We start from the raw sequence: 19,143 nt of genomic DNA, 5'->3' as shown, positions 1-19,143 counted from the left end.
ATGAAAAATACTCATTTGTTAATAGGTTAATAAACTTTAATGCGACTTTATAAGAAATCCTTATTATGTAATAAAAGAATTGAAAAATCACATTTTTCCACTAACAATTGTTCACAAAGTACCACCCAACCCTGCTGAGTGGGGTTTATCAATCCATTCATCTTATACAAAACCCCAAAATACAGATGTTCATAAGTGTTAGTTTTCACCATTAAAGTATACATAGTATGTAGTAAATGCCACGTTAAGTTAGAACACTGATTTCATGTAAGTGTATGACATTTGTTATAAGTAAACCCAAACCGGCTAACATAAAATTCTAGATGGCTAAAAACTACAAAACTTTACAAAACTTTCGGTGGATTCTTCTAATTACATTTTTCATTTTGGGGAATAACCTGATGGCACAGGAAGATATCAAGCTTGTTTCAGGTTCAGTAGAAAAAGGCTGTATTCCTTTTTCTGTGGAGTTTGAAGTAACAGGACTTGATCCTTCTAAAACGGTAACAAATTATAAGTGGGATCTGGGAGATAATATTAAACCCGAAGGAGCAGGCAGGCAAAAAGTAGGAAGGATTTATAACACTTCAGGTACATTTACCATAAAAGTGGAGATTTATTATGACAATTCTCCAACTCCGGATGCAATTGTGACTAAAACAGATTTTGTGGAGGTTTTTGAAGGGCCTCAGGCTGAATTTACTTATAGTGCTATTGGTGGATGTAAAGGAGATACCATCTATTTTAAAGATAAATCCGATGGGGTTTCAGGTAATATAGATGATTCAAAAACGATTTGGGAATTTGGTAATGGCGGGTCGGCCACAGGAAAAAATGTTTTTTATGTTTTTAATGAAGCTGGGGTTTTTGATGTGGCTGTTTTTGTGGAAGATGATAATGGTTGTAGAGCTGCCATAAAAAAAACAGGTTTAATTACCATCATTGATGATCTGGATGTAGATTTTATTACGAATGATATAAGAATAAGCTGTGGAAATGACCTTACTGTTAAGTTTAATGATAACACCAGTATAGGATCACCAGGTAGCCTGACCTATCTCTGGGAGTTTGGAGATGGTTCAACTTCTACCGATAAGGATCCTACACATACTTATTCCAAGACCGGAAGCGATCCGGATTTATTTGATGTAACACTTACGGTAACCCACGAATCTGGTTGTTCTCAAACTTTCACCAGGGATGATTACATTCAACTACATGATTTTACAGCTGATTTTGATATGAGTTTAATTACAACCTGTACCCCTATGCAGGTTAATTTTAAAGATAATTCTTCTCCTCAATTTTCCTTTCAAAATGTTTCCTGGGATTTCGGTGATGGAAATTCTGATACCGGAAGAGATGTAAATCATACTTTTAATAATAATACAACTACAACGCAAACCAGAACCATAACCATGACGATTACAGGTGGGGATGGTACTTGTGTGGGTGTGGTAACCAAAACCCTGGATATTCCTCCACAGCTTGTGGCAGATATTCAGGCAGACCATACAGAATTTTGTGCTGATAATTTCACAGTAACTTTTGATGGAAGTGCCTCTGAAAATGCAGTGAATTATAAAATTGATTTTGGAGATGGTAATTCGATTACCGGAGCCGGAACACCTCCAAACAATATTTCCCATAATTTTACCAGCCATGGTGTTTTTGATGTTAGACTTACCATAGATGATGGACTAGGTTGTGAGGAAACGGAAACGATTCGTATTGAATCCCAACCAATAGATGTGGATTTTAGGATTGATGGTAATAGAGAAGGATGCGAGCCTTTAGCTATTCAATTAGAGAATCGTACTTCTACTTTAGGTAGTATAAGTGTAACAGATTGGTTTTGGGAGGTTTATAATCAGGATAACGTATTAGTGAAAACCTCAACTGATGAAGAACCTAATTTTAATTTAAATACTGGGACCTATAAAATAAAATTAACCGCTTCAAATTCTGAATGTAGCGAAGATTTTACAAGGTATAACTACGTAAGGGTGGGGATGCCTCCAATCAGTCTGGATTTTACCCCTTCCAAAACGGTTATTTGTAATGGAACCAGAGTTGATTTTGCAAATAATTCGGTAACCGATCCGAGCAATCCATTTCCAACATTCTTCGAATGGGATTATACCAACTCTGGTAACTGGCAAAGTGCTTATAATGGATCCAATGTATATGATAACCTACCTGCGGGTCCAATTACGGTTGCTATGAGAGCGTATTCAAATGGGTGTTATTCTGAGCCTATTTACAAGACTATCACAATGGAAGTCCCGTTGGCGGATTTTGATGTGATCATTGATAATTGTGATCCGGGAAGATTGGAAATCGTGAACCAAAGCCAAAATGCGCAGTTGCACAGCTGGAAGTATTTTGATGATGCAGGAAACGCAGATTTTTCCACAGATCTAAACCCGGTTTGGCAGGTTGAACCTGGAGTAACTGCTACTATAGAATTGGAGGTATTTAATAATGCTCCATTAGGAGGAATTGGCTGTTATGATTATCACGAGAGAGTGGTTACCATGCCTGCTCCGCTTCCAGACCTCAACCCTACTGCTTCGGACCATAACATTTGTATTGGGGATAAAATTAATTTTGATGCAGTATTTGTAGGAGGATCAAATTACAAGTGGAAGTTTGGTGACGGACAGAATAAATCCGGGAAAACGCCTGAAGTAACATTTAATAAGGCAGGGACTTTCGATGTAGAATTACAAGTAACTTCCAATGGTTGTGTGGTAGATACTTTATTGCAAGACTGGATTACGGTTACAGGACCAAATGTCAAATTAGTAAAAGATAAAAGTAATGGTTGTGCTCCATTAACGGTAAATTTTGAAGATCAGTCCACTTTTCATGGGGCTACCTTTAAGAGTAGAATCTGGAAAGTTGACAATGTTGCCCAACCTGAAACATCAGCGAATTTCACCTATACTTTTACTGAGCCAAAAGCTAAACAAAGCGATAGATATAAGGTAACACTTGTGGTGGAAACCAATGAAGGATGTAATTATTCCAAAAGCACCTGGATTAGAGCAACTATGCCCAAGCCTGATTTTACGATGGATTCAGTTAGATCATGCGGAACAATGGAGGTGAGTTTTGTGGGAGTAAAGCATGATAGTACTGCCTATGAACCAAAATATAAGTGGAGTACAACAACTTCTGGTATTACCTTTTCACCAAGTTCCTCTAACAGGAAACCAAAAGCAAACTTTCCTGATGGAACACATGAGGTGACTTTGGAAGTAACCGATAAGTATGGTTGTACAAATACTATCACTAAAACTTTTGAGATAAACCTTGGTCATCAGTTAGAAGCCTTATTTACCGCTGATCCTGTTGAAGTGAATTGCCCTCCGGCAGCCATTAGTTTCCAGGATACGTCCATGGGAAAAGTGCCTGTTGTAGCCTGGTTATGGGATTTTGGTGATGGTGCAACTTCAACCTTACAAAACCCCACAAGAATTTATGACAGACCAAATCCCCAGGGGTTTGATGTTACACTTACCGTTTGGGATTCTATTAATTGTAGTCATTCTGTTACAATTACAGATTTTGTAAAGGTTAAAGGGCCTGATGGAACCTTTGCTGTAGACGATACCATCGGATATGAGCCATTTGAGGTTAACTTTGAAGGTACTTCTGATAATGTAACCAATTCCTATCAGTGGCAATATGGCGATGGAGACCTGACTTTGAAAACACCCCAGGATTCGATCAAATCCAAAATATATAATCCTGTTACAGCTGGCTTACCAAGTAAGTTTGAACCAGAGATGATTTTATATGATACAGCAGGCTGTAGATTTTCAACACCATCGGATATCGCCATTACCGTTCTCCCCTGCCCTACTTTGGATATAGGTAATGATACGACCTATTGTATCAACTTTGGAGATCAGACTTTAAATGCTTTTAATCCTTCTCATAATATTACTTTGGGTACCATTCATTATGAATGGAGGGTAGATGGAGGAGCTGTGTTTTCAAATGATCCTTCAATCACGCTACCAGCCGTGATTAGTACAAAAACCTATACAGTGGATTTATACATTTTGGATAATGGAGATACAGTTTGTGCCAAAAGCGACACCGTAGAAGTTATTTTTGAAGATGGACCATATGGAAAATTTAAAATTGACCCATTTCAGAATTTATGTGAAGGGGTAACAATTGATTTTACCAATACATCCACTTTCCCTCCAATAAGTGGACGAGATTCTATCAGATGGGATTTTGATGGAGATGGTATTTTTGATGAAGGTGATTTAGATAATCCTTTTTGGTCTTACTCAACTGCTGGTACTTATCAGGCTACATTGGAGGTATTTGCAGGTAATGGTTGTAGTGATATTTTTATCCGTGAAATTGTTATTAACCCACTACCAGTTCCTGAATTCTCCACAGAAAACCTTTGCGATGGGGAAACAGTCCAGTTTTATGATTCTTCCACAGTTGCTGTTGGAAATGTAATAGGATGGGAATGGGATTTTGATAATGATGGAACTCCAGATAGTTTCATTCAGAATCCGCAACATTTATTTAGTGGAGGAACAGGAATATATCCTGTAACATTAAGAGCAATTACCGATAGTACTTGTAATGAGGTAATTACCAAAGATGTACATATCTATCCATTACCAACGCCAAAACTTGCACCTTCAAGTAATGAAGTTTGTTTCAATGAGGTGATTACTTTTGATGCTTCGGCTTCTAATGTAGCAAATCCTGGAGGAGTAACTCCAGTACCAGCTATTGATCAATACGAATGGGATTTCAATTATGATGGAAGTAATTTTAACATTGAAGCTACAACGTCTAATTCAACAGCAACGATTGACTATAACTTTGCTACACACGGAGCTTACAAAGTTGCCGTTCGGGTAGTTACTAATAATGGCTGTTCGGCTATTGAAACAACAGATATAATTGTAAATCCTAAGCCAGTTGCAAATTTTACAATTGATAATGTCTGTGTGGATTCTGATGTGCAGGCTGGGATTTCAAATTCATCCGATGTTGTTAACTTTAACGGTAGCCTAATTGATAAGTATCAATGGGATTTTGATTATGATGGAACAACATTTACTGAAGACGCCTTGGGTGAAACTCCTTCTTTCGCTCATAGTGTAGCAGGTGATTATACGGTTGCTTTAATTACCACAACGAATAAGGGTTGTAAAGATACGACTACTCAAAATATCACTATTTATCCTAAGCCAGTAGTAGATTTTGATATTTCCAATGTTTGTGATGGAGTTACTTTATTATTCTTTGATAATTCTACAATACCTGTAGGATATAGTAATGTTCAATTTGAATGGGATTTTGATGGTGAAAAAGTCTATGGTAGAAATGCTAAAAAGGTATATCCTACTCCAGCTTCTTATCCTGCAACAAAATCAATTACTTTGACCGTAACATCCGATAAAGGTTGTATTAGTTCCACCACCAAAACTTTTGATCTGACCACTGACCAGATTCCAGTACCTGGCTTTACTTTTACGGGCTTTTGCGCTGATGAATCATTTAGTTTTGATGGCAGCAGCAGTAGTGTAGGAAGTGGTGGCATCACCAATTGGGAATGGGATTTTAATAATGACAGTATTTTTGAAGATTCGGGAGAGCTTATAACTGCTCCTCCATTTAATCATCAAGGCGATCATCCTGTAACATTAAGAGTAACTACTGATAAAGGTTGCCAGGAATTAGTGACCATAGATGTTCCTGTAGATGATCCTCAGGTAGACTTTGGCTACACCAGCATCAATGTTTGTATGGGCGATAGTATTTTCTTCTGGGATCAAACGACTTTCCCAGATCCAGTTTACGGAAGCAGGGTTCCAGGAATAGTGCATTGGGAATGGGATTTTAAAAATGATGGTACGGAAGTATTAAATGGTGCTGACAAGGACAAGGTAGGCTTTGTATATGAAAAAGCAGGAGATTATGATGTGAGATTAACGATCACAACAGCTTTAGGATGTGAAAGAACCCTCATAAAAACCATTACCATTCATCCAGACCCCATTCCGGTATTTTCAGTTTCAGAGGCTTGCCAATATGCTGAGAATATATTTACAGATAATATTACCACTATTCATCCAGATTATAAAGGGGATTCTATTCCGGGGAATACAATTACAGCCTGGTATTGGGATTTTGGAGATTTCTCACGACCGGAACTAACTGCTACAGGGGAAGCTTCTCATACTTATAATTTTCCAGGAACTTATCAGGCTTATTTAATAGCAGAAACAGATAAAAGCTGTAATGATACTTCAGCTGTTGTTGATGTAATTGTTCATCCTGCTCCAGTGGCTGATTTCTCTATGGATGCCAACTGCCAGGGAGTGGATATTAACTTCACTGATTTATCTACTTTGGAAACTGACGCAAATGGGGATTCCATACCTGGTAATAAAATTGAAGCCTGGTACTGGAGTTTTGGAAATGGAGATATTGCTACAACTCAAAATCCAAATATTACATACATTGTTCCGGATACTGTGTTAGTAAGCTTAAGAGTGGTCACAAACCAGGATGAGTCTTGTTCGGATTTGATTATTAAACCACTTGTGATTCACCCCTCTCCTATCACCGATTTTGTAGCAGATACAGTTTGTCATGGCGGTATCACTCAATTCACCGATGCGAGTATATTAACGCCAAATAGTGATGGCAATCAGCCTCCGGGGAATGAAATCGGATTATGGCAATGGGATTTTGGTGATGGAAAGAAAGGATTTATCCAAAACCCTGCACATGAATATGAAGAGCCGGGAACTTATACCGTTATTTTAACTACTTACACGGATAAAGAATGTTTCTCTTCTGATACATCGGAAGTAATTGTAAGGCCTAATCCAATAGCAGATTTTGAAGCTACTTCGGTTTGTTTTGGAAATACCACTGTATTTACTGATAAATCTACTGTGGAAAAAGATATGAATGGTGATGAAATTTTAACAAGTGTAATCAATACCTGGTCTTGGGATTTTGATGGAGATGGAAAAGAGGATAGTAATTTACAGCATCCAACATTCGATTATACCGCAGCCGGGACTTATGATGTGACACTTACGGTTACCACAAACAATGGATGTTCTCATTTCATTACTTATCCGGTAAAGGTTCATCCGGTTCCCGAAGTGGTTTTCCTTTCAGAAAACCTCTGTAACGGTCAGGTGAGCTTCTTTATTGACTCTACTTCACTACCTTTTCCGGAAACGGATTTTCTTTCCACATGGGTATGGGATTTTGGAACTTCAATTGGTGGGGTAGCAATGACTTCAACAAAGCAAAACCCAAGTATTACCTATCCAGATGCAGGAGTATATAAAGTTACGCTAACAGTGACAACAAATAATGGTTGTATCAGTCAAACAAGCCAGGAACTTACTGTATACCAAAGCCCTGTGGCTGATTTCAATACTGAAAATGTTTGTTTTGGAAGTGAAGCTCAGTTTATAAGTACCTCCAATGATGCAGGTAGAGATTTTGTCTCACAGGAATGGGATTTTGATCATGATGGAAAATTTGAATTGGAAGGAGCAGAAGTTGGATTTATTTATGATGAGCCGGGTGATTATGAAGTATTACTAAAAGTGACCAGTATTACAGGATGCGTGGACACAATTGTGAAACCTATAACTATTTATTCCCTACCTGAGGCTTATGCCGGAATTGATAAGCGATTGTGTGATGGGGAAAGGACAAGTTTATCTGCTACAGGAGGATTAACATATTTATGGAGTACAGGTGAAACCACCAAAGGAATTAATGTACTTCCTGAAGAAACCACTACTTATACGGTTACCGTTCAGGATGAGAATGGTTGTTTAAGTTTTGATTCGGTTAGGGTTGTAGTAGTTCCGGAGCCTATTCTAAATGCGGATACTGCGGTTTGTCAGGGCGAGATTCCCATACTGGACGCCTCTATAGTAGGTTATGATGCAAAATACCTTTGGTCCACAGGGGACAGATCAGCTCGAATTGCTGTAACTGAGCCAGGTGATTACTTTGTGGAAGCAGTGGTGGATTATTTGGGTAAGGAATGTATTTTTACTAAAACCATAACGGTTAATTTCGATAGTATTCCAACAATTGAAACCCTTCCTGAAGAACAGATACACTGTTTTGAAGATGGTCCTCTAAAACTGGATGCTGGAGCAGGAAGTGCTTATACCTGGAGTAATGATATGACCACCCAAATCATTGAAGTTGAGAAAGAGGGAATTTATCATGTGATTGTAGAAAATTCTGTTGGTTGTACTTCCAGAAAATCTGTGAAAGTAACAGAATTGTGCCCTCCAAGGGTTTATTTCCCAACAGCATTTACACCTAATGGAGATGGGGTTAATGATGATTTCAAACCGGAATGGGCCCATATGGTTGCCTTTGAGTTAATCATTTATAACCGATGGGGTGAACCAATATTTAAAACCACAGAACCTACAAAAGGCTGGATAGGTGATTATTTGGGAAAAGATATGCCTTCAGGAACTTATCCCTATAAGGTTACCTATACGAGTGAATTAGAACCTGATAAAGAAATTATCTATTCCGGATCTGTGCTATTGATCAGATAAAAACAGTTTAAATTTATACCTGAATCCCTACCATTTAATTTGGTAGGGATTTTTTTTATAATACTCAATAGGATTGGTAACTGCACGACTGACACCCACCTTCTTTACGAGATTAAAGGATTTGGAAGGAAATACTGCATAACTAACACCCACCAATATGAAAATAATACAGGAATTAGTACACAACTGGCACCAACTTTAACTGTTTAACATCAATGGAAGTTTGGGTTTAAATATTTAATCTATTTCCTGATTGAATTTGAAGTAATCCAGATTGACATGAAAAATATATTTCAATCCTCCCCATTTGTTTCGGCCTTCTTCAAAATTTTTCAAAATTCCAATTTTCATGGCACACTCTATTCCCTGGCTTATTCTCTTTTTAATGATGCCTTTCCTGCCGTTTTTCGCATAATTCTCCAATCTCATAATTGGAATCAGGGTTTCATAATTTTGTTCTATAGTATTGGTTTGAGCCTTCTGGGCATGGGCAAATAAATTAACCACAAATAATTGAATGGCTGGGGAAATCCGTTTTCCCCCCATTGCATCCACTATTTCTTTATTCAGGTATTTGGGAAGTTTAAAATAATTTTTCTGTAAATCCCTTAGGAAAACTCCATCAAGGGTAAGCTTCATGCTGTTACTCAAAATGATTTTTTCATGACCTGTTTTCTGTTCTTCTACTATTTTTATTCCCTTAATATCAACCAGTTTCTTGATATTGATTTCCCTAATTGTTTTTGTGCTTTTTTTACTTACAACTGTTTTTTCATTTGGCAAAATAAACTCCCTGTTATGTAGCTCTAATAAACCTTGTTTGGCCCTGTCCTGAGCTCTGGTATCAAACCTGAATTTCCCATCCTTTTCCTTCTTTTTCACCAGCCCGTAAAGGTTATAATATTCGCCTAAATCAAACTCCAGCACTACCAAATCCAGGTTTTTCACGTATTCAATGTCCTTAGTGGCAATGGCCTTATTCACCAGGCCTACTATAGCATGAATAGACTTCACCTCATTTTCAGAAAAATCCCTTGAAACCTGTTGAAGGACATCGGAAGGCATATTATTTTCAAAAATTGGAGGGAGGTCAATAGCCCTGGATATAGAACTTGGATTTTTTGCTTGATTACTTGTCAGTAATTCATCTATTTTTTTATTAAAAAGTTCTGTTTCCTGAACCTTTCTGGGTGTTTGCTCTGCAGAAAATATGGAAAGCTGTTTTCCATTGAGTTGCTTCCTGGCATAAACCTTAAATAGTTCGTGACCATGCCGGATTACCGGGGTAATGCTTTGCTTTAAATATTCGGCAATAATATGGGAAAAGAGCAGGATTTGGTCATTAGAAAAATAGTTAAAGAGTTCTACCGATCCGCTTTCCTTAAATTTATTTAATCCGGTTTTAAGCATTTCGCTTTGAAGGGAAAGGGCCTGGGAAATTTCCTTCTCTGTGCTTTTTATAAACTTTCCATCTCTTTCCAGTACTAAGTCCTGCTCCTGGGCCAGCACATTGTAAAAATTCTTTAATTCACCGATTATCCTGTTGAGAAACTCAGCTTGCTTAATGGCATCCTCCTGGGTAAGGGCTTTTATCACCTGGTTAACGAGTGCCTGGTGATAGCCTCTTTCATACAAATAATCCTTTATCTTCTTTTCTAGCTTCTTATCCATTATTACCCAAATAGTTTAAGGTATTCTCTTTTTCCAGTGTTTGTACATAATGGTGCTTACCGTGTAGTTCTAAGTTAGCAATTTTTCCCGGGGTTCCGTTTCTGTATTTCAAAGTTTTTATGTCAATCTGAGAAATTTCTCCCTTCTTCAATGGCGTTCCCATTTCATCCTCAGTTTCATCCACAAAATTATAATTTAGCAATCCCAGGATAGTATTCGCATCCTGCTCCAAATCTCCACCTTCTCTGAGCATATCAGAGTGCAGTTCCCCTACCCTGTTGGCTCTGGCTTCCCGGTTAAATTGCGCTCCCAAAATTACTGGAATTTGCAAAGGAACAGCTATTTTATTTAAAATGGTATTGGAAATTTGTTTGATGACCTCATACCCCTTAGCTTGTTGACTGACTGGGATTTTTTGAATATAATCTATATAAACGGCTCCGGTTGTTCCCTTTTTGTATTGAGCTTTTATGGCCTCAGCCAGTTCTTTATCATTCAGGTTAAAGCTAAAAATATTTAGTCTTTTGTGATTAATGAGTTCACTCAGCCTTTTTTTGGCTTGTTCCACCTGATCAATCGTATTAATTTTACCTGCCTGATAACTTCTTAAAAAGTTCAAATCACTCTTATACTTAAATTCTTCATATAATATCCTGTTGAGAATTTTGAGTAAAAGATATTTGGCAGGTTCCTCATAAGTAAAAAATGAAAATTGTCTTTCAGGGTAATGCTTGATCATGTTATAAAACATATTAAGCATAAGGGTTGTTTTGCCATGTGATGGTCTTGCGGCTACCAGCGTAATAGCAGATTGAGGAATTTTTATAATTCTGTCAAGTGAAGCAATTCCTGTGATAAGATCGTCTGGTTCGGTAGCGGTTTCCTCTACAAATTCAGAATAGGTATAGGGTTTGACTTTCTCCTGGATTTCAATGCTTACGAATTGGGAAAGTTTATTTTCCAATTGTTGTTTGGCCTCCAGAACCTGTCCTTCCCTCAATAGCCTTGAGGCAATTTGAGTAACCCTTTGCAGGTCTTTGGCTTCTTGTTCTTTCTGATGGTTATACCGTAGTTTTGCTGCAGCTTCTTCAATAGTTTGGCGGGTAATTCCAGCTTCTTCTCCCCGGCTCTGCATAAATACATCCAGAAATTTGCCTTTTGTAAGCTGGTTTTTAATGGTAGAAGCATGGGCCGCAATAGATTCCAGGTATTTTTCTTCTTCCACCTGGGTAAGCATATCTCCCTCACTGGTCTTTATTTTTTCCAGAATAGAAATATTTAACCAAATATGTAGAGGAAGGGCTTCATCTATCGCCTTTTGTAGGGATTCTTCGCCTAAGGCTTTTATCACCTCATTAGGGTCTTTTTCCTGCTCTGGTAGGGCAACTATTAAGAAACTGAGAAATTCACTCTCAGGGCTGTTTAAGAGTTTTTCCAGGCCTTTTTCCGTAGCGAACTTTCCTGCAGAATCTCCATCAAGGCAAAAAATGATAATTTTGGCTTTACTTTCGAGTATTTGCCCTGCCTGCGCATCTGATAAATCACTGCCATTAATGGAAACTACGCTTTCCAAACCTCGGGATTCCATCAGTTTACAATCAATCTGGCCCTCTACCAATATAAGTGGTTTATCGGGGGAAGTCTTTCTTATATTTAGGTTAAATAAGTTTCTTGACTTTTCATAACCTTCAGTATATCGATACCGGTCTCCTTTGTGAGCAGGTTTAATATTTCTGAGGATAAACCCCTCTGTCCTTCCCAGTTTGTCAGTTACCGGAATAGCCAGGTCAAACTTTTCTTCTGAAGTGAAAGAAGTAAGCAGGGAGTCAATTTTGTCTTCTTCATATCCCGACTTGAGGAGATATTTTTTTAACCGGCTTTTTCCCGGATAGAATCCAAATCCAGTATTTTCTATATCCTGATCAGTAAATGCCCTCTCCTCTTTCAGGTATTTTACATGCGCTTCCCCTTCTTTTTCATGTAATAATAAGTATTGAAAGTAATTTTCTACAGACGACCAGATTTCCTTTATTTGTGTGTTTTCCTTTTGTTTTTGGATTTGCTCCGGGTTGGAATGTGGGAGGGTAAGGTTCACCTGCTCAGCAAGAAAATTTGCCGCTTCTATCCAGGAAATTCCATCCCTTTCGGTAATATAAGCTACAAGATTTTTAGAAGGGGAGGAGGCTTTAAAACTCTTCAAAATCCCCGGTCTGTTTTCATAAATATAAACTGAGCCGCCAGTGCTGCCTTCTGTCCCATCCGTTTTCAATTTATTCTGTTTCCCACTTTGCCAATATCCTTTTTTATATTGTAAATCAAACTCAGGCAATAAGGTATCCAGTCGGGAAAATACCGCAGGATAAATATCGGTTTCTAAAAATTCGCTTAATTCAGGCATTTCTTATCTCAAAAAATATTATTGAAAAAAAGGATAATTGGTATTATAATGAAAATCTAATATCAGGAGATCTCTTTTTTCAGGGCCTCCAATTGATTGATAATTTGGTCGAAGGATTTCGGGTTTCCTGTAGAAATATACTTATCCAATTCATTGAATATTTTATTTCTAATTTTTTTGACATTAGCATTTATTCCCTCGGTAGTGCTTTTTGCTAATTCAGTTTTTGATGAACTGTGTTTGGTAAGGATTTTCTTAATATCCTGAGCTGATTGAATATTTAGTTTTTTGTTTTCAATTCCAGCGAGTTTTTGGACATCCGATTTATTGATTTTTGCATCACCTTTCAGAATTGCACTTTTAAGTTCAGGATTGGATTTTCCAATTAAATCGACTCCCTTGGCATATTGGGCATCCCTTCTTACCGTCTTTTCATCCACGTTATACTGGTCGGCTATTATTGTTGCTGTTGACTTTTGGACATTTTGTCCAGAAGTTAAATCCGATCGCTTTCCCTGTTGTTTGTCCGATAAATACCTTAGTCCTCTCAAGTAGCTTTTTTGTTCATTCGTCAGGTTTCTTTTCCCAAGCTGGTTGGCAATCATCCAGTCTTTTGCCTCTTCTCTGGAAGTAAATGATTGCCTGCTTACTTTAAAAGAAAGATTGTTATTTTGAGAAATTTCAAACCTGTTATGTCCATCGAGCAGGATGTTTTCCTCCTCCCAAACAACAAGGGGTTCTCTTACGCCTTCCTTAATAAGATTTTGTTCTAATTGAAACTTCTCTTCCTCTGTAAGTGCTGGGATCAGTTGTTTAAATTCCTGATCAACTTTTATGGTTTCATTGGAAAATGTATCTGATTTACTTAATGCATTCCCAAGTATAGCATCAAACTTTTTCTTCTTTGCCATTTAAAAATTCTTTTGAAAGTGCTAAATAATCTTTTGCTCCATTGCATTCCGGATCGTAGGTAAAGATATCCTGGCCTGTGGAAGAGCTTTCTGGTAAAGCGATATTTTGCCTAATTACGGTTTTAAAAACTTTCCCTTTGTAAGTCCCTTTTACCGAATCAATAATACTTTTACTCAATACCGTATTGTTGGTTTGGGTAAGTAACATGCCAGCTATTTCCAGGTTCGGATTATGATTTTCCTTTAAGCTTTCTACCAGATCAAGTATAGTATTAAGACCCTTTACAGCCAAAAACTGTGATTGAACACAAATAATAATTTCTTTAGCGGCAATCAGACTATTGATTGTCAAAATACCCAAAGAAGGAGGGCAGTCAATAAATATAAAATCATACTTAGAGCTCACTTCTTTAAGAAGTTTCCTCAGTTTAAAATACCCGTTTACATCTGCCTGGAGTTTAATCTCTGCGGTAGTAAGTTCCAGATCAGAGGGAACCAAATCAAAATTTTTATCAATTGTTATGATGGGTAAGGAGGTCTGGTCACAGAGGGAATTGAAAATACTATCTTCCTGTTCCTCTATTCCCAAAGATTGACTTAAGTTTGTCTGAGGATCCATATCTACAAGCAATACCTTCTTTCCGGCAAGTGCCAGAGCCTTTCCCAGGTTTAAGGTAGTTGTGGTTTTTCCTACTCCTCCTTTGTGATTAACTACTGCAATAATTCTGGACATGTTAAGCTTATTAAAATATTAAGCTCGCAATTTAATAGTAATTGATTTTAGTTTTGATGTTTTTGACTAATTTTTTAGGGAATAAAAATTATTATAAAGAGGAACTTTTTCTTAAGGAATGAGGAAGTATTTTGTAGAAACATACGATCATAATATTTCAGTTTTCTGAATTAAAAGTTAACTTTAAAAAACAAATTTGCATAACAATAAAATTAATAAATTGTCCCTCATAAACTAGCCAAATAAATATTGAATTTGCAGGGGTTTTATTTATTTCGGAAAAGCCAGATTCCCATATTTTTTTCAGATCATCGTTTTTAAGGGAAACGAAACTTACCGATGATAAAAGTATTTTCGCTAAGAGTGGTGGGAAAAAATATACTACCTGTTGTGTAACAAAAATAACAATGAAATTACATGGAGAAATCACTAGAATGAGGAGCAAAATTGTTGTGTAAAAAGGCTTAAAATTCAACCGGAATACTCATATTGCATTGTATTAAATGAAAGACCAAAAATATACGATCCTTTATATTGACGATGAAGAAAGCAATTTAAGAGCTTTTCAATCTACATTTATGTGGGATTACCATGTTTTTTTAGCAAAATCAGGAGAGGAAGGCAAAAAAATCCTGAAAGAGAAAGAGGTGGACCTTATTGTGGCCGACCAGAGAATGCCTGGGATGACAGGAGTAGAGTTTTTTAGGGAAATACTCCATGATTATCCTGAAGTAATCAGAATTTTGCTGACTGGCTATAGTGATTTGGAAGCAGTGATTTCCGCTATCAATGAAGGAAAAATATACCATTATTTTACCAAGCCCTGGGACGAGCAGGAACTCAAACGGGCATTTGATGCTGCATTGGAAAATTCCAGGCTGAAAAAAGAAAATGCGTCCTTAATTCAGGATTTAAAAAAAAGAAATGAAGAACTGAACAATTCCTATCACGAGCTGGATATGTTCCTCTACAGAGCAGCACATGACTTTAAGGGGCCATTAGCCAGAATAGAAGGAATTGCAAAACTCGCTGATTTGGAAATCAAAGATGAACAAGCCCTTTTTTACTTTCAAATGATGGGTCAGATTTCTAAAGAAATGGGCACTTTGCTTGAAAAACTCCTCATGATAAATCTGCTTAATTTATCCCAAATTGAAACAAAAAAAATTTCTTTTAGGGAATTTTTTCAGGATTTATTAATCCCTTTTGAAAATGATTTGGAGAAGAATCAAATTCGATTTTCTACAGTATTTACAGGGCAGGAGGATTTCGTCTCAAAACCTGAGTTATTGAAAGTTATTTTGAAAAATTTAATTGAAAATGCTATTCAGTTTAGTTATCCAAATGCGGAAAGGGAATCTTATATTTTATTAAAAACCAGCTGCCGGAATAATAAGTTGGAAATACAGCTGGAAGATAACGGACTAGGGATTCCCCCAGAAAATCTGGAAAAGATTTTTGAGATGTTTTATAGAGGAGCAAAGGAGTCTAAAGGCCATGGACTTGGGCTTTATATTGTAAAAAAAGCAGTGGAAAAATTAAATGGAAAACTTTCAGTTAGTTGTGAACTAAATAAATATACTATATTTAAAATAGAAATTGCTTCAAATGTGAGTAATATTGAAGTAAAATAAACTAAGGACTAAAGTAATTGGACAGAACTAATTGAAATTGAGATTGTCGAGAAACTGATTGATTGTAAATTTAAAAAGTAAACTAACCTGATCATTTTTTTATAGTAAAAAGTAAATGCTTTAAAAATTAGATAGAGGTGAAGGTTTTTTAGGAGGGAACTGGCTTGACCAAATTTATTTTCTGCTCATGTAAGACAAACAACTTTAGTGGCAAAACCAAAAAACTTAAATGGACGATCAACAATATAATATTCTTTATGTGGATGATGAAGAACCTAATTTAAGGGTTTTTCAGAGCGCCTTCATGTGGAATTACAACATCATTACTGCCATTTCCGGAGCCAAAGGATTAGAGATTCTTAAAAAAGAACCAATTGCATTGGTAATTACTGATCAGCGAATGCCAGGGATGACGGGAGTGGAATTTCTTGAAATTGTGGCGAATGAATACCCTGAAACAATCAGGATTTTGCTCACGGGTTATGGTGATTTGGAAGCAATCAGTTATGCCATTAATCAGGGAGGAATTTTCCGGTATATTCCAAAGCCATGGGATGAAAACGAAATGAAACACATCCTTAAAAAGGCTATTGAAATTTATCAGCTTAAGTTAGATAATAAGCAGCTTATCAGTGATTTGAAGAAGGCATTATCTGAAGTAGAAGCATTAAAAGATAAATTGGAAGAAGAGAATTTGTATTTAAGAGAGGAAATTAAACTCAATCACAATTTTGAAGAAATTGTAAGTAATAGCAAAGTTTTCAAGAAAGTCTTATTGCAGGTAGAACAAGTTGCTCCTTCGGATACCACAGTTTTAATTTTAGGTGAAACTGGTACAGGAAAGGAACTATTAGCAAGGGCAGTTCATAATATTAGTAATAGAAGAAATCAGCCTTTAGTGAAGGTGAATTGTGCAGCGTTGCCTGCCAATTTAATTGAAAGCGAATTATTTGGGCATGAAAAAGGGGCTTTTACCGGTGCCATTTCACAGAAAATAGGAAGGTTTGAATTGGCCAATAAGGGAACTATATTTCTGGATGAAATAGGGGAGATGCCATTGGAACTTCAGGCTAAATTACTCAGAGTACTTCAGGAGGGGGAGTTTGAAAGATTGGGAAGTTCTAAAACTACTAAGGTAGATGTAAGAATAATTGCTGCTACAAACAGGAATTTGGAAGAATCTGTTCAAAAGGGGGAATTCAGGTCAGATTTATATTACAGGCTAAATGTATTCCCCATTAAAAACCCACCGCTAAGAGAGCGAAAGGAAGATGTTCCAATCTTAATAAATCATTTTGTTAAAAAATATGCGGCAAAATCCGGAAAGCAAATTGATGTTATTCCGAAAAAAGTAGTGAATAAACTGCAAGATTACGAATGGCCAGGCAATATTAGAGAATTAGAAAATATAATTGAACGTGCAGTGGTGATTAGCCAGGGGAAAAAGCTGGAAATAGGAAACTGGTTTTCCAGTAGCAAATCCCTGGTATCAAATAAGATTGAAACTTTGGAGGATCATGAACGAAAATATATTCTTGAGATATTGAAAACGACTTCCTGGAGGGTAAGTGGAGAGAAAGGTGCTGCTAACCTTTTGGGTATTAATGCAAAAACCCTTCAATCGAGAATGAAAAAATTGGGAATCAAAAGGACTTAAATATCAGCAATTGCTGATATTTAAGCAATTTTAGGCTGTTTTTCATAGTTACCCCTATTACCACACGTAATTTAAACAACTGATTATCAAGAAATTATGATGAATTTTTCATTTAGGATAAAATTGGTATTTCATTTGGTGTAGGTATTCCATATGAAAACACATCTTAAATGATTGAATATATATTGGGCCCAAAAGATTTTGGAGAAAAAGTGGCCGCTAATCCTGAGTTGGTTTTGGTAGAATTTAAAACTTCCTGGTCAGGTAGTAGCCAGATTTTCACCGCGATTCTTGAATCCCTGCAGCCTTCCTACAAAAATCAGGTTCAATTTTATGAGTTAGATATTGAACAAAATCCAAGTTTGGCATTGTACTATGGAATATATCATTTGCCTACTACTCTTATTTTTAAAGAAGGGGAAATTATAGATTATATAGAAGGGCTTTATCCCAAAGCAATAATTGCTGAAAGGATTCAAAAAAGTATAGACAGCAAATTGTCCTCAAAACAGCATTTGGCGGAAGATGAATTGCAAATGGATAATAACACAAGCAACAATTTGAGCTAAGTAATTGTTTAAGGTCTGGAATTAAGAACAATACAACAAGAATTATAATACATTTCAAATAAAACTAAAGGCAAAAAATGCGTCAATTAAAGATTACACAAACTATTACCAACAGAAAGGAAAGTGCATCTTTAGAGAAATATTTTAACGATATTAGTAAAATAGAATTACTGACTGCAGAGGAGGAAGTTGATTTAGCGAAAAGAATTAGAATGGGCGATGATTTAGCTCTTGAGAAACTAACCAGAGCAAACTTAAGATTTGTGGTTTCAGTAGCAAAACAATACCAGAATAAGCATTTGTCTCTAAATGACCTGATTAATGAAGGTAACCTTGGATTGGTAAAAGCTGCTCAAAAATTCGATGAAACCAGAGGATTTAAATTTATCTCCTACGCTGTATGGTGGATTAGACAATCCATAGCGCAGGCCATTGCCGAACACTCAAGAATAGTAAGACTTCCTTTAAACAGGTCAAGTACTTTGAATAAAATAAATAGAGTTTTTTCTGAATTAGAGCAAAGATATGAACGAGAACCAACTCCTGAGGAATTGGCCGAGATCATGGAGGTTGATTTGGGAGAAATAAATAAAACTCTTGCAGCCGGAACCAGACAGGTTTCAGTAGATGCTCCTTTTGGATCTGAAGATACAGGAAGTTTACTAGATGTTTTGGAAGACAAAACAATAAAAAACACTGATGAAGATGTGGCCTATACCAACTCTCTAAAAATTGAGGTAGACAGGGTATTATCTACATTATCACACAGAGAGAAAGCTGTTATTTGTATGGCGTTTGGACTGGGAGGAAATTCAATTCATTCATTAGAACAAATAGGGGAGGAACTTGGCATCACAAGAGAAAGGGTAAGACAAATTAAAGAAAGAGCGATAAAAAGATTGAGATCAAGTTCAAAAAGTCATCTTCTTGCAGAATATTTAGGGTAATATAAGATTTTTGT

At 36.6% G+C, this 19,143-nt stretch carries 9 protein-coding genes; 5 read left to right on the top strand and 4 right to left on the bottom strand.

Features of this window, described 5'->3' with window-relative positions:
- Positions 1-323: 323 nt before the first annotated feature.
- Entirely contained in the window at positions 324-8,609 is an 8,286-nt protein-coding gene (locus tag A3EM_RS0110100; RefSeq protein ID WP_026210213.1) for a T9SS C-terminal target domain-containing protein, read from the top strand.
- A gap of 237 nt (positions 8,610-8,846) precedes the next feature.
- Here A3EM_RS0110100 and A3EM_RS0110095 read toward each other — a convergent pair whose 3' ends face one another.
- The 4 genes from A3EM_RS0110095 to A3EM_RS0110080 all read right to left on the bottom strand — a co-directional run bounded on the left by A3EM_RS0110095 (position 8,847) and on the right by A3EM_RS0110080 (position 14,322).
- Positions 8,847-10,280: a hypothetical protein gene (locus tag A3EM_RS0110095; RefSeq protein WP_020528083.1), complete on the bottom strand. Its 1,434-nt coding sequence runs from the start codon at positions 10,278-10,280 to the stop codon at positions 8,847-8,849.
- Positions 10,273-12,678 (bottom strand): DnaB-like helicase C-terminal domain-containing protein, encoded by a 2,406-nt coding sequence (locus A3EM_RS0110090; protein WP_020528082.1) that lies wholly within the window; start codon positions 12,676-12,678, stop codon positions 10,273-10,275. The genes A3EM_RS0110095 and A3EM_RS0110090 overlap by 8 nt, the downstream gene beginning before the upstream one ends.
- Positions 12,679-12,740: 62 nt before the next feature.
- Positions 12,741-13,589 (bottom strand): ParB N-terminal domain-containing protein, encoded by an 849-nt coding sequence (locus A3EM_RS45685; RefSeq protein WP_020528081.1) that lies wholly within the window; start codon positions 13,587-13,589, stop codon positions 12,741-12,743.
- Entirely contained in the window at positions 13,567-14,322 is a 756-nt protein-coding gene (locus A3EM_RS0110080; protein WP_020528080.1) for a ParA family protein, read from the bottom strand. Before A3EM_RS0110080 ends, A3EM_RS45685 begins: the two co-directional genes overlap by 23 nt.
- A 503-nt stretch (positions 14,323-14,825) precedes the next feature.
- On the opposite strand from A3EM_RS0110080, the gene A3EM_RS0110070 reads away from it, so the two are divergent.
- From A3EM_RS0110070 to A3EM_RS0110055, 4 genes are all read left to right on the top strand, one after another.
- Positions 14,826-15,956, top strand: a complete 1,131-nt coding sequence (locus tag A3EM_RS0110070; RefSeq protein ID WP_020528078.1) for a hybrid sensor histidine kinase/response regulator — start codon at positions 14,826-14,828, stop codon at positions 15,954-15,956.
- A gap of 229 nt (positions 15,957-16,185) precedes the next feature.
- Complete coding sequence (locus A3EM_RS0110065; protein ID WP_020528077.1) at positions 16,186-17,613, top strand: sigma-54-dependent transcriptional regulator; 1,428 nt, start codon at positions 16,186-16,188, stop codon at positions 17,611-17,613.
- A gap of 170 nt (positions 17,614-17,783) precedes the next feature.
- Positions 17,784-18,182, top strand: a complete 399-nt coding sequence (locus tag A3EM_RS0110060) for a thioredoxin family protein (protein ID WP_020528076.1) — start codon at positions 17,784-17,786, stop codon at positions 18,180-18,182.
- 77 nt (positions 18,183-18,259) lie between these two features.
- On the top strand, positions 18,260-19,129 hold the full coding sequence (locus A3EM_RS0110055; protein WP_020528075.1) for a sigma-70 family RNA polymerase sigma factor: 870 nt from the start codon (positions 18,260-18,262) through the stop codon (positions 19,127-19,129).
- Positions 19,130-19,143: the final 14 nt, after the last annotated feature.

It is taken from the genome of Flexithrix dorotheae DSM 6795, assembly GCF_000379765.1.
GTDB classification, from domain to species: Bacteria; Bacteroidota; Bacteroidia; order Cytophagales; family Flammeovirgaceae; genus Flexithrix; species Flexithrix dorotheae.
Note: the sequence above shows the minus strand (reverse complement) of the source record. Positions and strands in the feature narration are given on the sequence as shown.